Origin of the sequence: Paenibacillus sp. PDC88 (assembly GCF_900106725.1) — a bacterium.
GTDB classification, from domain to species: Bacteria; Bacillota; Bacilli; order Paenibacillales; family Paenibacillaceae; genus Paenibacillus; species Paenibacillus shunpengii.
Genome location: NZ_FNNT01000009.1, coordinates 124,336 through 142,160 on the forward strand (window position 1 = coordinate 124,336; position 17,825 = coordinate 142,160).

Below are 17,825 nucleotides of genomic sequence, written 5' to 3' on the forward strand. Positions count from 1 at the left end.
TGTAGAAATATTGTGATGAATAGAAAACTCTCCCTATCAAATAAGGAGAGTTTCTTAGGAATGCTTTACTTTTTAGATTTTTCTTTCATCTTAATTACAACAGCCGTCAGCGGCTCAAGTGTAATTGAAGTTTTACTAAGTTCAAACCCGGATTTGTCAGAAACCGCCTTAACTCCAGCTTCATCCTGATCCACGACAACAGTTCCTTTCGTAAGATCTGTATCGAGGCTAAGCGTTCTTGGAGTTTGATCCGCATTAAGAAAAACATAGTATGTCCCCGTGTTATCCGTTGACTTATTTTTGTAGGCGATGATCAGATCCTTACTGTTTATCTCCGGTGCCGTAATTAGAGATACATTCTTATCTACAAGAGATTCATCCCCTAGACGGAAGGCGTTGGTTGATTTCCTCAGTTGAATGAGTCCCTCCGTATACTCCCTTGTTACACTGTTGATCGGATATTTCTTACTGTCCAGTGCCTTATCCCAATCGAATTTGTTAATCGCATCTGAAGAGTCATAGGAATCGTGAATGAAATAGCCAAATACTTTACCGGTTTCATCTGACAAAGCGTGATATTTCTGCTCAGGCAACCCTTCACCATGCCACTGCTTCGTGCGTCCGTATTCCTGCCCCGCGTGCAGAAATGCCGTTCCCTGAGAAGTCAGCACCATCAGATTTCCAAGCCTTATTCGCTGATGAATTTCAAGATCATTTGCCGGTATGGACGGATCTTTCTTGATCGATTGTGCAATAACATCATACAGCGGGAGATTATCGTGAGCTTCAATATATTGCACCATATCTCCAGGATCGTCCGCTGGCGTGTTTGTCGGCTGGCCTTTGATATTGCTCATGATCAGGTTGATATCTCTTGCACCGCCGGTAAGGAATCTAAGCTCTCCTTCAGAACCGAATCCGGATTTTAATTCATTACGAATTTCATCGGAGAATACACCCACATCATTTGTCTCGTCCATCCAATCCTGGTCCGCACCTTGTCCGGCAAGTTCAGGATCTGCATTAGCTCCACTAAAGGTTCTCCAGCCCTCACCAATGAATAGCGCATTCGGATTCAGCTTGGCAGCGGCATCATAAGCTTTTTGAATAGAACCGGAAGTCGCATCCCCCATCATATCGAAACGCATACCGTCAATTTTATATTCGTCAAACCAGTATTTTACGGAATCGACCATCAATTTCTCGGCCATTACATGATTCGTAGCCAGATTATTGCCGAAGCCGCCGACGTATGCACCATTACTGTCCTTCCAAGCATAGTAGTTGGGAACAATATCATTCAGAAGATCGGCATTCGCCATGTGCGTATAAACGACATCGAGAATGACACCCATACCTGCATCATGAATAGCATCAATCATGTTCTTAAGCTCTTTGACTCGAAGCTCCGGATTTGTGGCATCTTCGGAATACGCCCCATCAGGAGAGAAGTAATTGTGAGGGTCATATCCCCAGTTATATTCGTTGCCTCCGGCAGAGTATTGCAGCTCCCTGTCGCCCATCTTCGTCTCATCCCCATAGTACCAGGCCATAACCGGGAGAAGCTGTACGTGAGTGACGCCTAGTGATTTCATATAATCCAATTTGTCTTCTAATGCACTATAGGTGCCCCATCTGGAGGTTAGGTCATCTTGAATAGAAGGATCGGAAGTATAATCCCGAACGTGCAGCTCCCATATAATCGCATCCTCTCTATTTTGATAACCGTCAATCTTGGCATAGTTATAACCCTTCGGATTTGTTTTACTGAGATCAATGATGGCTGCTTTGCCAACGACATCCCCGTCTTGACCCGCAGCGCCTGAAGTATCGACCTGGAAAGCTGCCATCGATTTCGCATAAGGATCCAGCACTTTTTGACTCTCGCCATTGTTTACAACCTCATATTGGTAAAAATAATTTTTAAGATCCTTCACGCCAAGCTCATCTGGTCGAACTACGGTCTTCCATACCCCTTGCTCTTGAAGGGTCAGCTCCTTGGATCCAATATGAACAGATGCATCCTTCTTATCGTAAACATTCAGTGTTACTGAGCTTGCAGTCGGCGCCCACAGCTTGAAGGTGACTTTTTTCTTACTGTATGTAGCACCGAGGTCGTTACCCTTATAAGCATACAATTCATCAATAACACGCCAATGAAGCTCTGCCTTAACCGTTATGCCTGCATACGTAATTGTAAGTGGAAGCTTGTTCAGATCAAAATCAGCTGTGATTACTACTGTATTTTTCTCGGTTACTTTGACTTCACTAGCTTCAACAACCGAGCCAGCCTGATCCTTAATGATCAATTCTTTGCTTACCGCATCCGGAGTAAGTCCTTCAGTTCGAGTAAATTTGAGCTCAATCTGGTCCTTGGATGTGACTGTAGCAGCTGTAACTCCTGTAGCCATCTCACCATAAGGTGAGACGTACACTTGATCATCACCTTCCCGGACCCATAATTGATCATAATGCTGAAGGAGGTTGAAGCTCTTATCTCCACCATCCTTTTCCTCACCATTATTACGATTCACAATAAGAAACCCGAGCTTCGTCGCATCCTCTTTTAGCTCAACATCAATATAAGCACCATATTTATCGGTCTGTTCGTTAGTAAATGGGAGCGCGCCCTGCGGCCAATCTGTTGAAGGCGCTTTCACATCTTCCCATAACCATAATCCATATCCATCATAGTCTTGATCTGCACGAGAATAATGGATCCGCACGACGTCATCAGCCAAGGGTACAGGTTCATACAGGAGAATCTCGTCTGATCCTTGTCCCAGCCACACCTCATTTATATTTGTTGAGCCCATCTCTAGTATCTTATCTCCACCGCGCTTCTCCCCGGTCGTCCGATCTACGAGGAGAAAGCCAACTTTTTTAGCATCTGCTCTGAGCGGAATATCTACATAGGCTCCATAAGCATCCTGCTGTGCTGCTGTAAACGGAATTGCACCGCTTGGCCATTCGGCTGACGGAAGCTCTACATCCTCCCATACCCAAACACCCAGATTCTCTCCAGTCCCGTCATAATGAATTCTTAAAGTCTGCTCAGGTATCGACTGAATTGAATGATTCTCCTGAGCATCAGCAGGCACGATCCATATGCTTGTCAAGACCATAACTGCAACGATGAACACTGTTACTGCTGTACGCAAAGAACGATAATTGCGCATGAACATTCCTCCGATTCATATTGAAATGGAATACACCCAATTTGGTACCGTTTGCATAGATTGTCGAACCATATGGATCGTTGTTATTCTATCTTCTTCCTGCTCAAGAATAGCGTAAACATGCACCTCCGTTCTAATTAACGCAAACATTTTTCTAAATGTCTGCTTGTGGTTTTGTCCAGAAAAGGAATTCCTTGCTTTAAATCTAGTGAAACCGTTTGCATGATTATATTACCTTTGAGTCTTGATCATCGTCAACCACTTGTTACCATTCTTCGCGATAAACAGTTCTTAAGAACGATATTTTTTTGATATAATCATCTGAAATGATTCTATCAACGAATGTAGAAACTTAAGGAGACAGGAAGCAATGCAGCCCTTTACCGCAGAAGTGATTCGAATCATTCAATCCATTCCAGAGGGAAAGGTAATGACCTACGGACAAGTTGCGGCTTTAGCCGGAAGTCCTCGTGCGGCAAGACAGGTTGTCCGGGTACTTCACACAATGAGTGAGAAGCATGCCCTCCCCTGGCACCGAGTCGTAAATAAGTTAGGAGAAATAAGCATGACTCAGGACGAGCAGCGATTGATCCAAGAGATGAAGCTCGAAGATGAAGGTGTAGAACTGGGACTTGACCGACGGATTGACCTATCCAAATATCAAGCCTAAAAAATCGAGAAAGAGGAGAATCCGGACCATAATCCGGAACTCCTCTTTTTCATTAGGACAAGTGTTCGTTCAAGAGCTTAGCGAATTCGAATGACAAATGTTTTCGTATTCACTGCACCTTGATCATCTGTGACGATGAGCTCCACCGTATAATTCCCGCCTTTGGTATAGGCATGTGTAGCGGTGACTCCACTACCCGTTGCTCCATCACCAAAATTCCATGTATAAGAAACAATGCTGCCATCCTCGTCGTATGAATTTGAAGCATCGAAAGTAACATCCCGGTTACGCTGCGCTGCGCTCGGAGATTGAATGATGGCGACAGGGGCAACATTCGGCGGAGCCGGCTCTTCCCCACTCTCTGTTACATATAGTTTACCAAGTGCTGCAACTTCTGTTTCGTTACCTGCTGTATCCCATACTCTTACTACGATAACTCCACCTTCCAGCCTCAACGATTCTGAGGTTGTATAGGTTCCTTCATAGTGTCCAGGTGAAGTCTCTGTGAGCGGAGCTTCATTGAAGCTCGATGGGGCAATGCCTGGCAGTTCGACACGGAAGGATGCCGACAGACCTGGGCTGCTGTCGAAGGATACATACACCGCCTCTCCTGCTGAAATATGCAGATCCGAACTTGGTGTAAGATTCGTTATGACAGGTGCTGCCCAGTTTACTACTACTGTACGTGTAATAGTTGTTTCATTTCCTGCCAAATCCGTTGCTGTAACGGTAATGAGATTATCACCTGAATTGATTAGAAGACGATGCTCGAAGCTTCCATCCTCCGTAACTTCAGCTGCTTCACCATTCACTGTAACCGTATCAAGGTATTCATCATTCACTGTACCTCTCACGGTATAAGCTTCAGCGTTCGTCGTCTCTCCATCCTCTGGAGAGGTAACAATAAGCTCTGGTGCAGCTTGATCAAGAGTTACCGTTACTGGAGTAGAAGGGTCTGTTACTTCATCACCCACCAAGGCTTCAGCGACAAGAACATTCTCGCCTGCATTCAGATCGATCACCGCTTCAAATTGTCCCTCTGCAACCGTCGCAGTTGCTGCTTCTTCTTCCCCGTTATAAATCGTCACCGTTGATCCATTGGCATTGGAAGTACCGGTAATTATAATCGACTCTTCATTCGTGTACGTATCTTCAGCCGGAGAAGTGATGATTGGCGCGCCAATCGCATACTGTACATGCGCCCGGATCATGTAATTCCCTTCCTCTAGAGGCGAGGCAGTCCATGCTCCACTAATCCGCTGCCATGCCCGTTCAGCGACTGTACTGCTCTCATCGGTTGCAAGTCCCGGTGAATTAGGATTCGCTTCGGTCTGCTCGTATACAATGTAGAAATCACCTGTAACTGAGACCGGTTCGGGGAATTCCACCGTTGTCCATTCGTCATTTCTTAGAGCGGTGCCGTCAAATGGACCTGCAAGCTCACGTCCAGGTGCTCCATCTGGTCCAGATGCATCATATACAGAATAACTGAAGGCTGTACCGCCTGGACTCGGCCACTCTGTATTCCAGAAGCGGAAGGATGCACCGGTTACTTGTGCTGCCTCTGATTCTGGACTCATTCTAACGGCCCACGCATTCCCTGCCGCATTCCATGCACGAGCATTCTCCGCTGTTCCGTCATCATATTTGATCTCACCTGCATAGCCGATGAAGGGCTTCAGATCAAAGTCTTGCGTGACAGTATCGTTCGCAGGAACGGTTACTGCTGCTGTTTCACTATAGTAATCTAATGCGGAAATGGACAAAGTATAAGTTCCTTCATATACCTGCAGAGTAAAGGCCCCCGCTTCGTCAGTCCGAACAGGGGATACCTGTGCGTCTTCCATGACCATAACTACTGCATCGGCAATCGGCTCTCCCGTACGTTCATTTGTAACGATGCCTGTAATCGTGCCTTGTGGAATTTCTTCGAGCTGGAAGTTAACGTTACGTGTCTTTCCATCTTCAATGCTTACAGGCACTGTCTGTGGGTAATAGCCGTAAGACTCGACCTTCAAATTATAGTCACCAGCTACATGATTAAAGCTGTAACGGCCTGTATATGCATCCGTACGAACCGATCTGCCGGTTTCGACAACCGTTACTGTAGCGGAGACGGGAAGACTAAGCAGTCCGACTTCTCCATCCTTCGATACGGAATCACCTTGAGTCGTAATCGGCTGCTTGCTCACAAAGTCCGTCAATACAGGTGCCTTCTGTATTGCTTTGGCTTTATTAGATTCAGTCTTTGTATCACTAGCTGTTGATTCTGGTGCAGAAACAGCCAGCACCCGTACATCATCTACGTACCATCCGGCTTTTTGTACACTGCTGTCCGTGGTTAATCTGAAGCGTACTTGAATTTCATTTCCTGCATAGCTTGACAGATCAATAAATACAGGTGACCACTGCTTACCTTCTGTTGCATGAGAGTAGTAGCCAATCTCTGTCCAGGTCGTACCGCCATCCGTGGTTACTTCCACGTAGGCATCATCATAGTTTCTTTCGATTTCGTACCAGTGATTGAAGGTCAGTGCAGCCGTATTCTGAGAAGTTAAGTCAATCACAGGCGATACCAGAGAGAAATTTGAGCTTGCCAGATAAGTCCCGTTCAGATCCGTGCCCCAAACATTCGGAGGACTGACCGCGGAAGCTGGACCCGGTGCAGCAGGAGCTCCCCGCTCCCATACATCATTCGTTCCCGCATGTGTCCATCCATTGTCATTATCACCATCGAACGAATCACTGAATAGGGTCTCCGGCACAGCTACATCCACAGTGACTTCATTGGAAGCGTCACTCTCGTTGCCGCTGTAATCTTTTGCTTTGACTACATAATAATAAGTTGTTTCTCCTTCAATCGTAATACTGTCAACATAGGATGCTTCAGATGTCGTGCCAATCAGCTCATATCCCGTGTCGGATGTTGAAGAACGATAAACATGATATTCCTTCAGATCTTCATCAGCAGGAGCACTCCACTCTAGCGATACGTCACCAAGTATTGAAGGTGTTCCTGTCAGATCAGACGGAGCTGCTGGAGCCACTTCATCCGGAAGCTGCAGCGAGAAGTCGTCAATGTACCATCCTTCTCCTTGAACTGATCCATCCGAACTGAGGACAAAGGCCACATAAACCTTTTGACCCGCATACGCGGTCAAATCGACATACTGGTTTACCCAATCTTCACTGCTTCCCGTAACCGTAAGCAGCTGTTCAAACTCATAGTCATTCTCTTCTGTCGCTAAGTACACACTTCCGAAATCACTGCCGTCTTCAAGGTCAAACCATTGCTTGAAGGACAACAGAGCACCTTCAGGTGCGTCAGCTAAATTAATGGGCGGTGCAATGAGAGCGGTGTTAGAATTCGGTGCATACGTACCCGACAAATTTGTCGCCATTACATGCTCCCCGGAATAGGCACTTCCAGGTCCGCTTTCAGGAGCTCCCCATACCCAAGGATTGTCAAGATCAGGCAAGAATCCAACATAATCCTGTTCAAAATTTTGGGAATAACCTGGTTCGATTCCTTCCAGTACGTCTACGGAATGCACTTCCGTCTCATAACCGTTATTGCCATAGTCATTCACACGGATGTAATATTCAAGGCCTGGCTCCTCGATAAGTGCTGCAGGAATAACAGCTCGGTACGTACCATCAAGCGCATCTCCGGAAGTGAGTTCCGCTGGTATGTATACATAGCGGCTCATACCTTCTGTTCTTGCATAAACACTGACTTCAGTAACCGATACATTATCACTGGCTTCAATGGAGAATCCGGCATCCAGTCCGGCATAAACCGATTCCAGTACAGTGTAATCCAGCTCAGGTGCAGTCAGGTCATCACCGTCAATAGTCACTCGACCCGTTACAGAACCAACTCCTTGAAGGACTGAGCCGACCGCATCAAGTGCATTGACGATGCCGTGTCCATATCCGTTGTTAGGTGATTCTGGATAGGTGCTATCCGTTCTTTCTGTCGCAGTTTCTGTCAGAATATCCTCCAGATCATCGACAGTGAGAGAGCTGTTCGCTTGCAATAGCATGGCCGCAATGGCAGTTGTATGGGGGGCAGCCATCGATGTTCCATTCCAGCCTCCTTCGTAACTGCCGCCTGGAACCGATGAGCGTATGTTCACACCCGGAGCAGAGACTTCTGGTTTAATTTCATCATACGGAGAGGGACCCAATAGTGAGAAATCTGCCAAATTTCCATTGATGTCCGTTGCACCTGTAGCAAAGGATTCCGGATAGTTCGCCGGATTGGCAACAGATCCAGGGCCACCAGGATTCGTCAATGTGGTGTTACCTGCAGAGAATGCGGGGAATATCTGTGCATCACGCCATGCTTGTACGATGGGTCTGAACCATTCATCAATACCAGGTCCTCCACCCCATGAGTTGTTCACTACATCTGGAGCAAGCTCTGGATGAAGATTACCCTCTTCATCTACCGGTGCCAGCAGCCACTGCGCACCATCCAGAATGATGGCATCCGTTGTGCTCGGATTAAAGATTCGGACCGCCATCCATTTTGCGCCGGGTGCTGTACCAATAATATTCGTGCCGTCTTCTTCAGCACCTACCATCGTCCCCATTGTATGTGTACCATGACCGTCCGTATCGGCTGGAAGTGAGGCACCGCTATGAGGATCGTACCAGCTCAGCTCTGGATCAACGACATTTCCGCTGGCATCCAAACCACGCCATTTGCTGGCTAGGGCAGGATGTGTATAATCAACGCCGGAGTCCAAATTTGCGACGACAATTCCAGAGCCGTCAATTCCTTGCTCCCACACTTCGGGTGCGTTGACTTGAGCGATGTTCCATTCAATTTCTGCCGGGTCATAATCAGAAGGTTCTGTATTCTTGTTCTGATCCGCTGCTGAGGCAGCAGAATCGATGTCCAAATCATTCGCCTTCGGAGTCGAAGCCTTCTTATCCACCGTAACTTCCTGCAGGAATCGTTCTTCATTCGGAAGAATCTTGTCTATGCCAGGCTGAAGGGCAAGCTCCTCCATCACCTCTTTGGTACTTGTAACCGCCAGCGAATTGACGATGAAATAGCTCTTGTATTCTTTAACTCCGCCAGCTTCCTTCTGTTCATCCAAATATTTTTGGATCGGTATTTGTGTACGCGATGCCGTTTCACGAAGTGTACTAACCACTGAGGTACGAGCTGAGAGCTTTGCAGCTGCAGGAGTCGCTTTTTGAGTGGCCAGATCCATTGCTTTCTGAGAAGCAAGCGCAGTATCCGCTTGTTCCGACATTTTGACCAGATAGGTGACATATTTGTCTTCGTCAAACAGCTTATTTAGCTTAGAGTCTACTTTTGCAGTGATCAGTTCGGGAGCCGCAGTACGCAAATCGATCTTGTCAGAAACTGAGGTCGTCGGTGCAGCCATAGCCGGACTTACAATGGACACTGCCAGGAGGAAAGCCATGCCTAATGAGATCGTTTTTTTCGTCTTTTTCGCTGTGACCAAGTCTAATACACTCCTTTGGGAATAGAGATAGAAACGTGTGAATTTCCTCCAAACAAATACACGACCAATCAAACAACGAGAAATTAGTAATCAGAATTTGATTGGGAGCACCACCTCCTTTAAGGGGTTAATAGAAGTGAATTCATAGACTTAAGCATCTTCGATGGGAAAAAGAAGATTAATTTGAGTAGATTCAGGGGGCTAATCTATTTTGTATTACTGAGAGAGTTTAAAAATTCTTGGAGATTGATGAGATTCTGAGAGTTTGATGAGATGAGAATTAACATTTTAGAGGAATTGTTAAATGAAAAGCTATTGCTTGTGAAGAGAGTATAAATCATAAAAAAAGACGGTTACAAGCATTTATTTAACATAATTTTACATTTGGTTCTTAATACTTATTTTACATAGGTCAATTAAGTATTAAGACGGATACGTCATATGACATGCATGTCGCATTTTTCGATAAAATTCTCATAAAAGGATAAAGAACCGCATTTATAGCGGTTCTTGAAGGAAAATGCGAATTGGGGCGTTGATATTACTACTTGGATAGAATAATAATGTCAATTTTGTGATAGATGCAGGACCGATTATCCAGCATTTATTTTTCAGTTGTGATTTAGGTTGTTTGGTCTATGAAAAATACATTTTGACGCACAGATCAGCGTGAATCAAAAACAAAATAGTACCATCTATGCTCGTGCAGCATTTCTTTTGTCCTGTTCGCCTGAATTCTTTCTATTTTATTTGTTGTTTATTAACAACTTCATAGGAATATAATACTAATTGTTTCATTTTGGCGAATTAGTGCGAATGTCTGTTTGCTGTTCGAACTTTCGGAACAGGGTTCCTGTACAAGTAGTGAAAAGCTGCGAGCATGAGGATATGCATGACAGCGAACACAAAATACATATTGCTGAATACGGATGCTTCCAGGTTTCCATTTAGTCCATTCCACGCAGTCCCCGCTCCTTGATCAAGGAGTATACTGTAGAAGGAAGCGGCGATTGCTCCGGACATAAAATTAAGAGTCGAAACAAGCCCCATCCCTATTCCTATATATTCTGGAGCAAGTGAACGGGACACGCTGTTAATGAGCGAAATTTGAAGACTCATTTGGCTTACAGTACCCACAATGAGGATAGCTGCTATCCAATAATGATGAACCCCTGCCCAAATGGACATCGCCATAAATGTAATGAACAAAAGACATGCCGATATCGAATAGACAAAGTGATTCCCGCGGGCATCGACGACTTTTCCAATTCTTTTTCCAAGCAAGGCAGAACCGATCGCTGCAGGAACCAACATAAATCCGACGATTCCCGAGGAAAGATCATTGACCTGTTGCAGCAGCAGCGGGGTCAGAAATGGGAACGAGAACCCAATCCCCTGTACAAGAACCAGAATAACCAGCCCGATGGCATACCCTTTCGATCGAAACAATTGAAGGGGGATAAATGGGGCTGACGTCAGCCTTGAACGAACAAGAAATAATATAAACAGGACTGACGCTGCTGAAAAATACAGTATGTTCGCTTGAGTTATCGACATCATAAGCAATACAACAAATAAGGCGAGCAGGCTTCCCCCGAAGTAGTCGATCTTATCTTTCTTTAACTCGCCCTTCTCTAAATACTTTAGGTAAAACGGTAAAGTAACCAGTGTAAGGATCGGCACTGCAAACAGCCATCTCCATTCGGCAAAGCTGACAATTGCTGCTGAGATGACAGGTCCTATTGCATTTCCAACCGCAAGTCCTGTAAAGGTAATCCCCAGTGCATACCCTCTTCTCTCTGGACTGAAATATCTGACAGGTATGATGGTGCTCATGGCCGGCACTACAGCAGCCCCTGCCGCCTGTACGATTCTGCCCAGTACAACCATAGAGTAAGACTGCGCTGTAAATCCAACCAGCGATCCCAGAGCAAACATGAACAATCCAATCACAACTAAATGCCGCAGATGAACCATGCTTACCAGCTTCCCGTATGTGAGCGTACCCAGCGCGTAGACGACGAGATATGCCGTGGATACCCAGCTTACCTGAGCTACGGTTAATGAAAATTCAATGCTGATGTCCGTCAGCGCGATGTTAAACATCGTTACACTCATGACCGACAGCACCATGGTAAATGCTAAAACTCGAATTAGTCTATTTGCACGATCGGCTGCATCTTGTTGAGTCGGACTAACCACCTTGTCGTCCATTTCAGTTTTCCTCCCTTACTTCTCTTTTCTCCAGTTTATTCTTGAAGAAGATGGAAGAAAAATATATATTTAGCCATATTCTTATATACTGAAGTATATTAAGCTGTATGTAATCGAGAAAAAGGAGTGAAAACGATGGAACTTTTGCAGCTTCACTATTTCCGTACTGTGGCGCAGCTTGAGCATATGACGAAGGCTGCTGAGCAGTTAAGAATTGCTCAGCCTGCGCTCAGCAAAACCATCGCTCGCCTTGAAGAGGATCTGGGTGTTCCTTTATTTCGAAGGAACGGCAGGCAGATAAGGCTTAATGAATACGGGAAATCATTTCTTCAGCGTGTAGAACTCGTGCTGTCAACACTTGAAGAAGGCAGAAGAGAACTTGAGGACATGGCTGGACTGAACCAAGGAAGGATTGAGATTGCCATTCAAGACCCGGATCGTATAGGAGAGCCTTTGAAATTGTTCAGTAAGAAATATCCAAACGCCAAATTCGGGATCATTCAAGCCACACATCATGAGATGGAGTCTTTATTAAATGAAGATCGGATTGATTATTGCCTGTCTTCCCTTCCGATCGCTGCATCGGATATCCAATCTGAATATCTCACGAAAGAAATTATTAATTTGGCACTCCCCCCGAACCATCCTTTTTCTGATCGTGACAGGCTGCAGCTGTCTGAAGTGAAACAAGAGCACTTTGTTGGTTACAAGGAAACTCATGCTCTCTACCATATCCAGAATGAATTTTGCCGTAAATCCGGAATATCACCCAATTTTGTATGCCGGGTGGATGAACCCTCCATGCTGCTCAAAATGGTTGAAGCAGGGATGGGAGTCGCCTTCGTATCCTCCTGTATTCGTGACTGGTCTCCCCAAGTGCAGCTAGTCAGCATCGTGGATGAGCATTCCAAAGCATTGTTTCGTTTAACCTGGCATAAGAACCGCTATTTATCGAAAGCGGCTCTAGCTTTCAAGCAATTTTTAATAGACTACTATATGCAGGGTTTGAATTTAAACGAGAAGCTGGAAGATCGATGGCAGAACGAGGTGAAAATCTCTTCGTCAAGATAAATAAAAGAGCTGGACCGTATTCATGACGAATACGAGCCAGCTCTATAAGAACGAATACACTCTTTTAGTTAATAAATCCTTCCAGTGCAATAGTCGGTTTGCCATCTGCGTTCCAGGCACCCTTGTTGTATCCACCATTATACCCGGGGGTCGCTTGAGGTTCCCAATAGAATACACCGAGCCCTTTGCCTCCAGAAATATTACGCACATCATTTTTGATCTTTGTAATGAAGCTCTTGGCTGCCGAAGCCTGATTGTAATCCATACCGATCTCGGATATGACAATCTCTTTTCCATACTTCGATATCAACTGATTCGCATTCGTTATGGTCTGATTCACCTTGGTCGTCCAATCAGAGGCCGATGGATATAGAGATAGTCCGATCACATCAAAATTAGCTCCATTTTGAACAAGACCTCCGATATTCCAGTCGAGAACGGCCTGATCATGTCCGTTTGCCAGGTGCACGATGGTTTTCGTATTCGGACTGATCGACTTCACGGCATTATGCCCGGTGTTCACGAGCCAAGCATAATTTTTCATGTTTACGGAAGCTTTACCGTCATTCCATAACATCCCGTCATTCGTTTCATTACCAATTTGAACCCAATCGGGTGTAACCCCTTTGTTCTTCATTGTATTCATTACATAAATGGTGTGGGACCATACGGCGTCCATAAGCTGCTGAAAAGTGTAATTTCGCCAGGCATAAGGCTTGTTCTGCTGTCCCGGGTCAGCCCACGAGTCACTGTAGTGCAAGGTCAGCATTACACTCATTCCCAGATTCTTCGCTCTAAGCGCGAGATCAGCTGCTTTCTCTGCATTCATATATCCGTTTGCATAATCACTCATGTTGGGATTCACCCATACACGCAAGCGAACCGAGTTCATCTGATAGTCATTTTTTAAAATTTGCAGGATATCACGCTGCACCCCGTTCTTGTCCTTCCACTTGTATCCCGCTGCTTCCATCCCTGCTACCCAGCTTATATCCGCTCCTTTGGCAAAAGCAGGGGCTGCCTCTGCCTTACGATCTATACCAGACGGGCCGAGCAGCATGAGTAACATCGAGAGACTCAAGAATATCAATCCAATTCTGTTTCGGTGCTTTTTCATACAAGACCTCCTATATCCAGTTCACTCTCCTCGGAAAGTGTTATCTGTATTGTAAACGCTGTCATATATGCATCCTAGGATATTTTTCCAACATTTTGGAACTTATTCTAACCTGACTAAAGGAGTAGGAATCGATGAGGTAAAAGGAGGTAAAAGAAAAAGCCCTCCATGAAGGACGACTTTTTACGTTTAAGCAGGTTATTGAAAAGGCTTGAGTGCTTCCACATATTGCGGATACCAGTGATCCCACTCTTCTTTACTCTCTGTTAATGCTCTTCCATTTAACAAAGTTTCGATAGCATCAAGGCAGACATGCCAGCCTGCCAGATCCTTAGGGGTATGGTCTGTAAGAAAAGTGATTTTTTCTGAGAGTAGAAGCGTCGAAGTTTCGCCCGTTTCGTCTGCATGGATTTCAAATCGCACCTTGTCTTCTCCCCACACAAATTCGAGTACCTTGCCCTCTACATAGTCCAATATCGGCATTTCCTCATAAGTCCCATCCTGCATATCAAACAGAATCATTCCCCCAGTTCCGAGTTCTTTCACCTCAAGCTCTGGAAACCACTCTTTCAATCGTTTGTTATCAATGAGCATTGCCCATACCTTATATGCTGGATGATTTAATTCGCGTTTGAATTTTGCGATGTAACCCGATTCATTTCTTTGAATATGAGCGATCATTTGAATGTCCCTCCTTCTTATATACACATCATTATACCGATAATATAAGGTCATTACGAATGATCAAAGCCGTCTATCCAGTCAACTACCCATAATGAGCTATTGGTTTTGGACTCGATGGTCTAAGCTACCTTCTTCGTCCGATGTAGAGTAAATGTGAGGATATACCAAGCAGCGCCGGGTCTTCTGCAGTTGAGATCATCAGCTCCACATATTTTTGGTAAGACTCGTCCCCTTGATTTCTCCAATAATCCACCTGTTCAGGTTGCAGCAATGCTCCGATACTGGTAGAGCCAATAAGACTAATCTTCTCAAATCCATGCTCCTGCATAAAAGGTTCGATGCCGGCTGTGTCGAAGTAGTACGCTCCCGTAAAACGCCCTTTATCCTCGTGATTAAATCTGCCTGTAGCCCAAAATTGCTCGAGATTATCCATCGTATGATTGGGTTTCCAGTGAGTTGGATTCAGTAATGAGTTCAGCAGCATGCGGGTGCGTGTCTGAAAGGCAACAAACACGACTCCACCTGATCTGGTAACTCGGTACAGCTCCCTCGCGGCTTTGGCTCGATCCGCTTCTTCCTGCAAATGGTACAATGGACCAAGCATCAGGGATGCATCAAAGGCTTCATCTGAAAATAAATGGAGGTCCGCTGCATTCAGCACATGAAATCCGTCAAATTGTGAATCCAGCTGTAAACGTGTTGCCTGTTCTTCTGCTATTCTCACAAGTCTGGGGGTCAGATCAGACAAGGTGACCCGATAGCCTTGCTTCGCCAGCTCCAAGGCATATTTACCTGGACCTGCCCCATTGTCCAGTACATGACCAGATGGCGGAAGGTATTTCCTTATATAATGCCAGTTCACTGTAAATTCCAGCGGTTCCCGATCCAGTCTTCCCCATTCATCAAAGGCTTCATAATAATCAATGATCTCTTTCATCATTACTTCCCCCTGCAATGGATATCTAGATAAACTGCCTGTTTGGCACCAAAAAAGCCCGTCGCCTCTAAAGAGGCGACGGGCCATCATTCCTTCGCGGTACCACTCTTCTTTATTCGAATGCGGGTCATGTGCACAAACGCATCCGAATCTTGAACAACCGTATATCGACGGTTAGCCGGTACAGCCTAAATGAAGACTCCAATATCAGCAAGAGTTCAATTCAGCTATACTGCTCCAGGGTGAGGTGTGCCTCTGCTTGAATCCCTGCCTTGCACCAACCGGCAGCTCTCTAAGTCATCATGCGGAAGCAGATCCCTTTCATCGCTTTTCGTGTTTTGAATTTCCACTATTATACATATAGAAAAGGTTATTGCCAAGCAAAGAATTTGCAAGAGCTCACGTAAGATCTCTGATCATTTGTCCGATAAGAATGAATAATCCAGGAGTGAGTATGGAGAATCTATTATTCTTATACTCTTCTTTCGTTTCCTCCATCTCGAGCTTTAGTAGCTCATGTTGATCAAAACTGCGTACAGCACTTTCCCGCTTCTTTATCTTCTTTTTATACGTCTTTATAATGTAATGAGCAATCTCTTTGATAAACCAAATCAAACCTAAAAGTGTAAAAGCAATTGAAATCCATTCATACCATGTAAGACCGCTCCATTGACCCGTAATAAAACGCCAGACTATTCCTTGATCTATTACTTCGGTTCCCTCTGATGGATCAGTTATGAGGAATATAAGAGCGATAATAACCAAACCAAATATTGAAAAAGTGAACATCCAAAATAGAATAGAATCCACTTGAGAAGCTCTTTTAAAGGATTTTTCCAGGTCTTTATCATCAACATCTGTTTCATCTAACTTCATTAGTTCGTCGAAAGGGTCGCCCGTAATCTTCCTGATGAAATACATTGTTCCCATTCCAATTCCCGAGAGTAACATCATCAATAAACTAATTACAACACTTCCTGCTAAAACCCATTCAAGCCACTCATTTTTCAAGCGTCATTCTCTCCCTGTCTGGACCATGCTGTCTCTTATTTCAGAATATAATGAGAAAGAACGCTCTGCACCTCGTAAATATTCGTGTTTTTATTAAACGTCTTTTGAAGCGGAACGGTAGAGCTGGAAATGTAAATCTTAAGTTCAGCTTCCATGTCCAAATGTCCCGCCGTTTCAATGGAATAATGCGATATACTCTTATAAGGGATCGAATGGTATTCCACCTTCTTGCCCGTAATCCCTTGTTTATCAACTAGGATTAATCTTTTGTCTGTGAAAATAAACAAGTCTCTTACCAGCTTATACGCCCGCTCAATTTGCTCATTAGGTGCCAGCAGAGCAGCAAATTCTTTTTGAACATCAGCCAAGTTCACTTGTGAAGCATTTCCTAATAATCCATCTAAAAATCCCATAATGGTTCTCCTCCGTTCCTATAATAACTCCATTATATTAGAAAAAGTCCGAAATTAGCAGTCAGAATCTAGGAAACGATCAAAAAGGCAACATTCATGCGAGCGCAGTAGAACTCACGTGAACCTTGCCTTTCATCTACATATCATATTGTCATTCTCTAACCTTTTACCGCCCCGAGTGCAACGCTGCCGATAATCTGTTTGGAGAACACGGCGAACACGATAATAATAGGGACAATCGAGATGGCGACACCCAAGTACAGGAGTCCATAATCCATACCGTAATATCCCTGAACCAGTGCAACGAGCACCGGCAGTGGATATTTATCCAGTGAGAAGAACAATACAAGCGGAGTAAGGAAGTTGTTCCATGAGCCAATGAATGTAAATATGCCAAGCGCTGCTACCGCAGGTCCAAGAATCGGCAGCACAATCTGGTTAAAGGTTCTGAACTCTCCGCTCCCATCAACCCGTGATGACTCGATAATCTCATCCGGAATGCTGCTCTCGATGAATTGCTTGATGAAAAATACGTTGAAGGCATTGGCTGCCGCCGGCAATATGATGGCTGCATAGCTGTCCAGCATGCCGAGTGTACTGAACAGTCGATACATCCCGATCAGCGCCAGCTGCCCGGGTACCATCATCGTTGCCAGCAGGAACAGGAACAGCCAGGTGCGGCCTTTGAATTTATATTTTGCAAATCCAAAAGCCGTCAAGGCACCGATATACAGAGAGAGAATCGTGGAAGCTCCTGCGATAAAGATGCTGTTCCCGAAGCCCCGCCAAATGTTGATCTTGGAAGCCATATTGGCATAATTGTCGGGCAGGAACGAACCCGGAAGAAAGGTGAAGGTTGACGCGATCGTAGCATTGTTATGGGTAGAATAGATCAGCATGAGATAGAACGGGATAATACAAATAATGGCTAGTGCAATTAGAAAAAGATAGATCAATACTTTGCCGGGTGTCAGCCGATTTACCTTTGCTTTTCTCTCATAAGCCATGCTTTGCTCTAATGATTTGGCCGTTTGCATCCTCAT

11 protein-coding genes are annotated in these 17,825 nt (G+C 45.0%); 2 read left to right on the plus strand and 9 right to left on the minus strand.

Translation table 11 applies throughout. The features are described 5' to 3' along the window. Positions 1 to 65: 65 nt before the first annotated feature. Positions 66 to 3,179: a pullulanase gene (locus BLW49_RS22955; RefSeq protein ID WP_256209907.1), complete on the minus strand. Its 3,114-nt coding sequence runs from the start codon at positions 3,177 to 3,179 to the stop codon at positions 66 to 68. 370 nt (positions 3,180 to 3,549) lie between these two features. On the opposite strand from BLW49_RS22955, the gene BLW49_RS22960 reads away from it, so the two are divergent. Further along, on the plus strand, positions 3,550 to 3,849 hold the full coding sequence (locus BLW49_RS22960) for an MGMT family protein (RefSeq protein WP_090727089.1): 300 nt from the start codon (positions 3,550 to 3,552) through the stop codon (positions 3,847 to 3,849). Positions 3,850 to 3,926: 77 nt separating this feature from the next. Here the strand turns inward: BLW49_RS22960 and BLW49_RS22965 are convergent, their stop codons facing one another. After that, on the minus strand, positions 3,927 to 9,335 hold the full coding sequence (locus BLW49_RS22965) for a S8 family serine peptidase (protein WP_090727094.1): 5,409 nt from the start codon (positions 9,333 to 9,335) through the stop codon (positions 3,927 to 3,929). Positions 9,336 to 10,142: 807 nt separating this feature from the next. Next, positions 10,143 to 11,549 carry an MFS transporter gene (locus tag BLW49_RS22970; RefSeq protein WP_090727095.1) on the minus strand — a complete coding sequence of 469 codons (1,407 nt, stop codon included), beginning with the start codon at positions 11,547 to 11,549 and terminating at the stop codon, positions 10,143 to 10,145. A 135-nt stretch (positions 11,550 to 11,684) separates the two neighbouring features. Here BLW49_RS22970 and BLW49_RS22975 point away from each other — a divergent pair, with 135 nt between their 5' ends. Beyond that, entirely contained in the window at positions 11,685 to 12,620 is a 936-nt protein-coding gene (locus tag BLW49_RS22975; protein WP_090727096.1) for a LysR family transcriptional regulator, read from the plus strand. A gap of 64 nt (positions 12,621 to 12,684) precedes the next feature. On the opposite strand, the gene BLW49_RS22980 is transcribed toward BLW49_RS22975, so the two are convergent. The 6 genes from BLW49_RS22980 to BLW49_RS23005 form a co-directional block, all read right to left on the minus strand. Next, positions 12,685 to 13,737 carry a glycoside hydrolase family 53 protein gene (locus tag BLW49_RS22980; RefSeq protein ID WP_090727097.1) on the minus strand — a complete coding sequence of 351 codons (1,053 nt, stop codon included), beginning with the start codon at positions 13,735 to 13,737 and terminating at the stop codon, positions 12,685 to 12,687. Between the two features lie 198 nt (positions 13,738 to 13,935). Next, entirely contained in the window at positions 13,936 to 14,418 is a 483-nt protein-coding gene (locus BLW49_RS22985) for an SRPBCC family protein (protein ID WP_090727098.1), read from the minus strand. A gap of 127 nt (positions 14,419 to 14,545) precedes the next feature. Then, entirely contained in the window at positions 14,546 to 15,358 is an 813-nt protein-coding gene (locus BLW49_RS22990) for a class I SAM-dependent methyltransferase (protein ID WP_090727099.1), read from the minus strand. A gap of 399 nt (positions 15,359 to 15,757) precedes the next feature. Continuing rightward, on the minus strand, positions 15,758 to 16,369 hold the full coding sequence (locus BLW49_RS22995; RefSeq protein ID WP_090727100.1) for a hypothetical protein: 612 nt from the start codon (positions 16,367 to 16,369) through the stop codon (positions 15,758 to 15,760). Between the two features lie 35 nt (positions 16,370 to 16,404). Then, positions 16,405 to 16,782, minus strand: coding sequence for a PH domain-containing protein (locus tag BLW49_RS23000; protein WP_090727101.1), 378 nt, complete (start codon positions 16,780 to 16,782; stop codon positions 16,405 to 16,407). A 158-nt stretch (positions 16,783 to 16,940) separates the two neighbouring features. Further along, positions 16,941 to 17,819 (minus strand): carbohydrate ABC transporter permease, encoded by an 879-nt coding sequence (locus tag BLW49_RS23005; RefSeq protein ID WP_083655657.1) that lies wholly within the window; start codon positions 17,817 to 17,819, stop codon positions 16,941 to 16,943. Positions 17,820 to 17,825 lie beyond the last annotated feature (6 nt).

What these genes read in the sequence shown, in the direction of transcription:
- BLW49_RS23000 (WP_090727101.1), bottom strand. Translation starts at nt 16,782, where the DNA reads ATGGGATTTTTAGATGGATTATTAGGAAATGCTTCACAAGTGAACTTG.
- BLW49_RS22960 (WP_090727089.1), top strand. Translation starts at nt 3,550, where the DNA reads ATGCAGCCCTTTACCGCAGAAGTGATTCGAATCATTCAATCCATTCCA.
- BLW49_RS22985 (WP_090727098.1), bottom strand. Translation starts at nt 14,418, where the DNA reads ATGATCGCTCATATTCAAAGAAATGAATCGGGTTACATCGCAAAATTC.
- BLW49_RS22970 (WP_090727095.1), bottom strand. Translation starts at nt 11,549, where the DNA reads ATGGACGACAAGGTGGTTAGTCCGACTCAACAAGATGCAGCCGATCGT.
- BLW49_RS22975 (WP_090727096.1), top strand. Translation starts at nt 11,685, where the DNA reads ATGGAACTTTTGCAGCTTCACTATTTCCGTACTGTGGCGCAGCTTGAG.
- BLW49_RS23005 (WP_083655657.1), bottom strand. Translation starts at nt 17,819, where the DNA reads ATGCAAACGGCCAAATCATTAGAGCAAAGCATGGCTTATGAGAGAAAA.
- BLW49_RS22990 (WP_090727099.1), bottom strand. Translation starts at nt 15,358, where the DNA reads ATGAAAGAGATCATTGATTATTATGAAGCCTTTGATGAATGGGGAAGA.
- BLW49_RS22980 (WP_090727097.1), bottom strand. Translation starts at nt 13,737, where the DNA reads ATGAAAAAGCACCGAAACAGAATTGGATTGATATTCTTGAGTCTCTCG.
- BLW49_RS22955 (WP_256209907.1), bottom strand. Translation starts at nt 3,179, where the DNA reads ATGCGCAATTATCGTTCTTTGCGTACAGCAGTAACAGTGTTCATCGTT.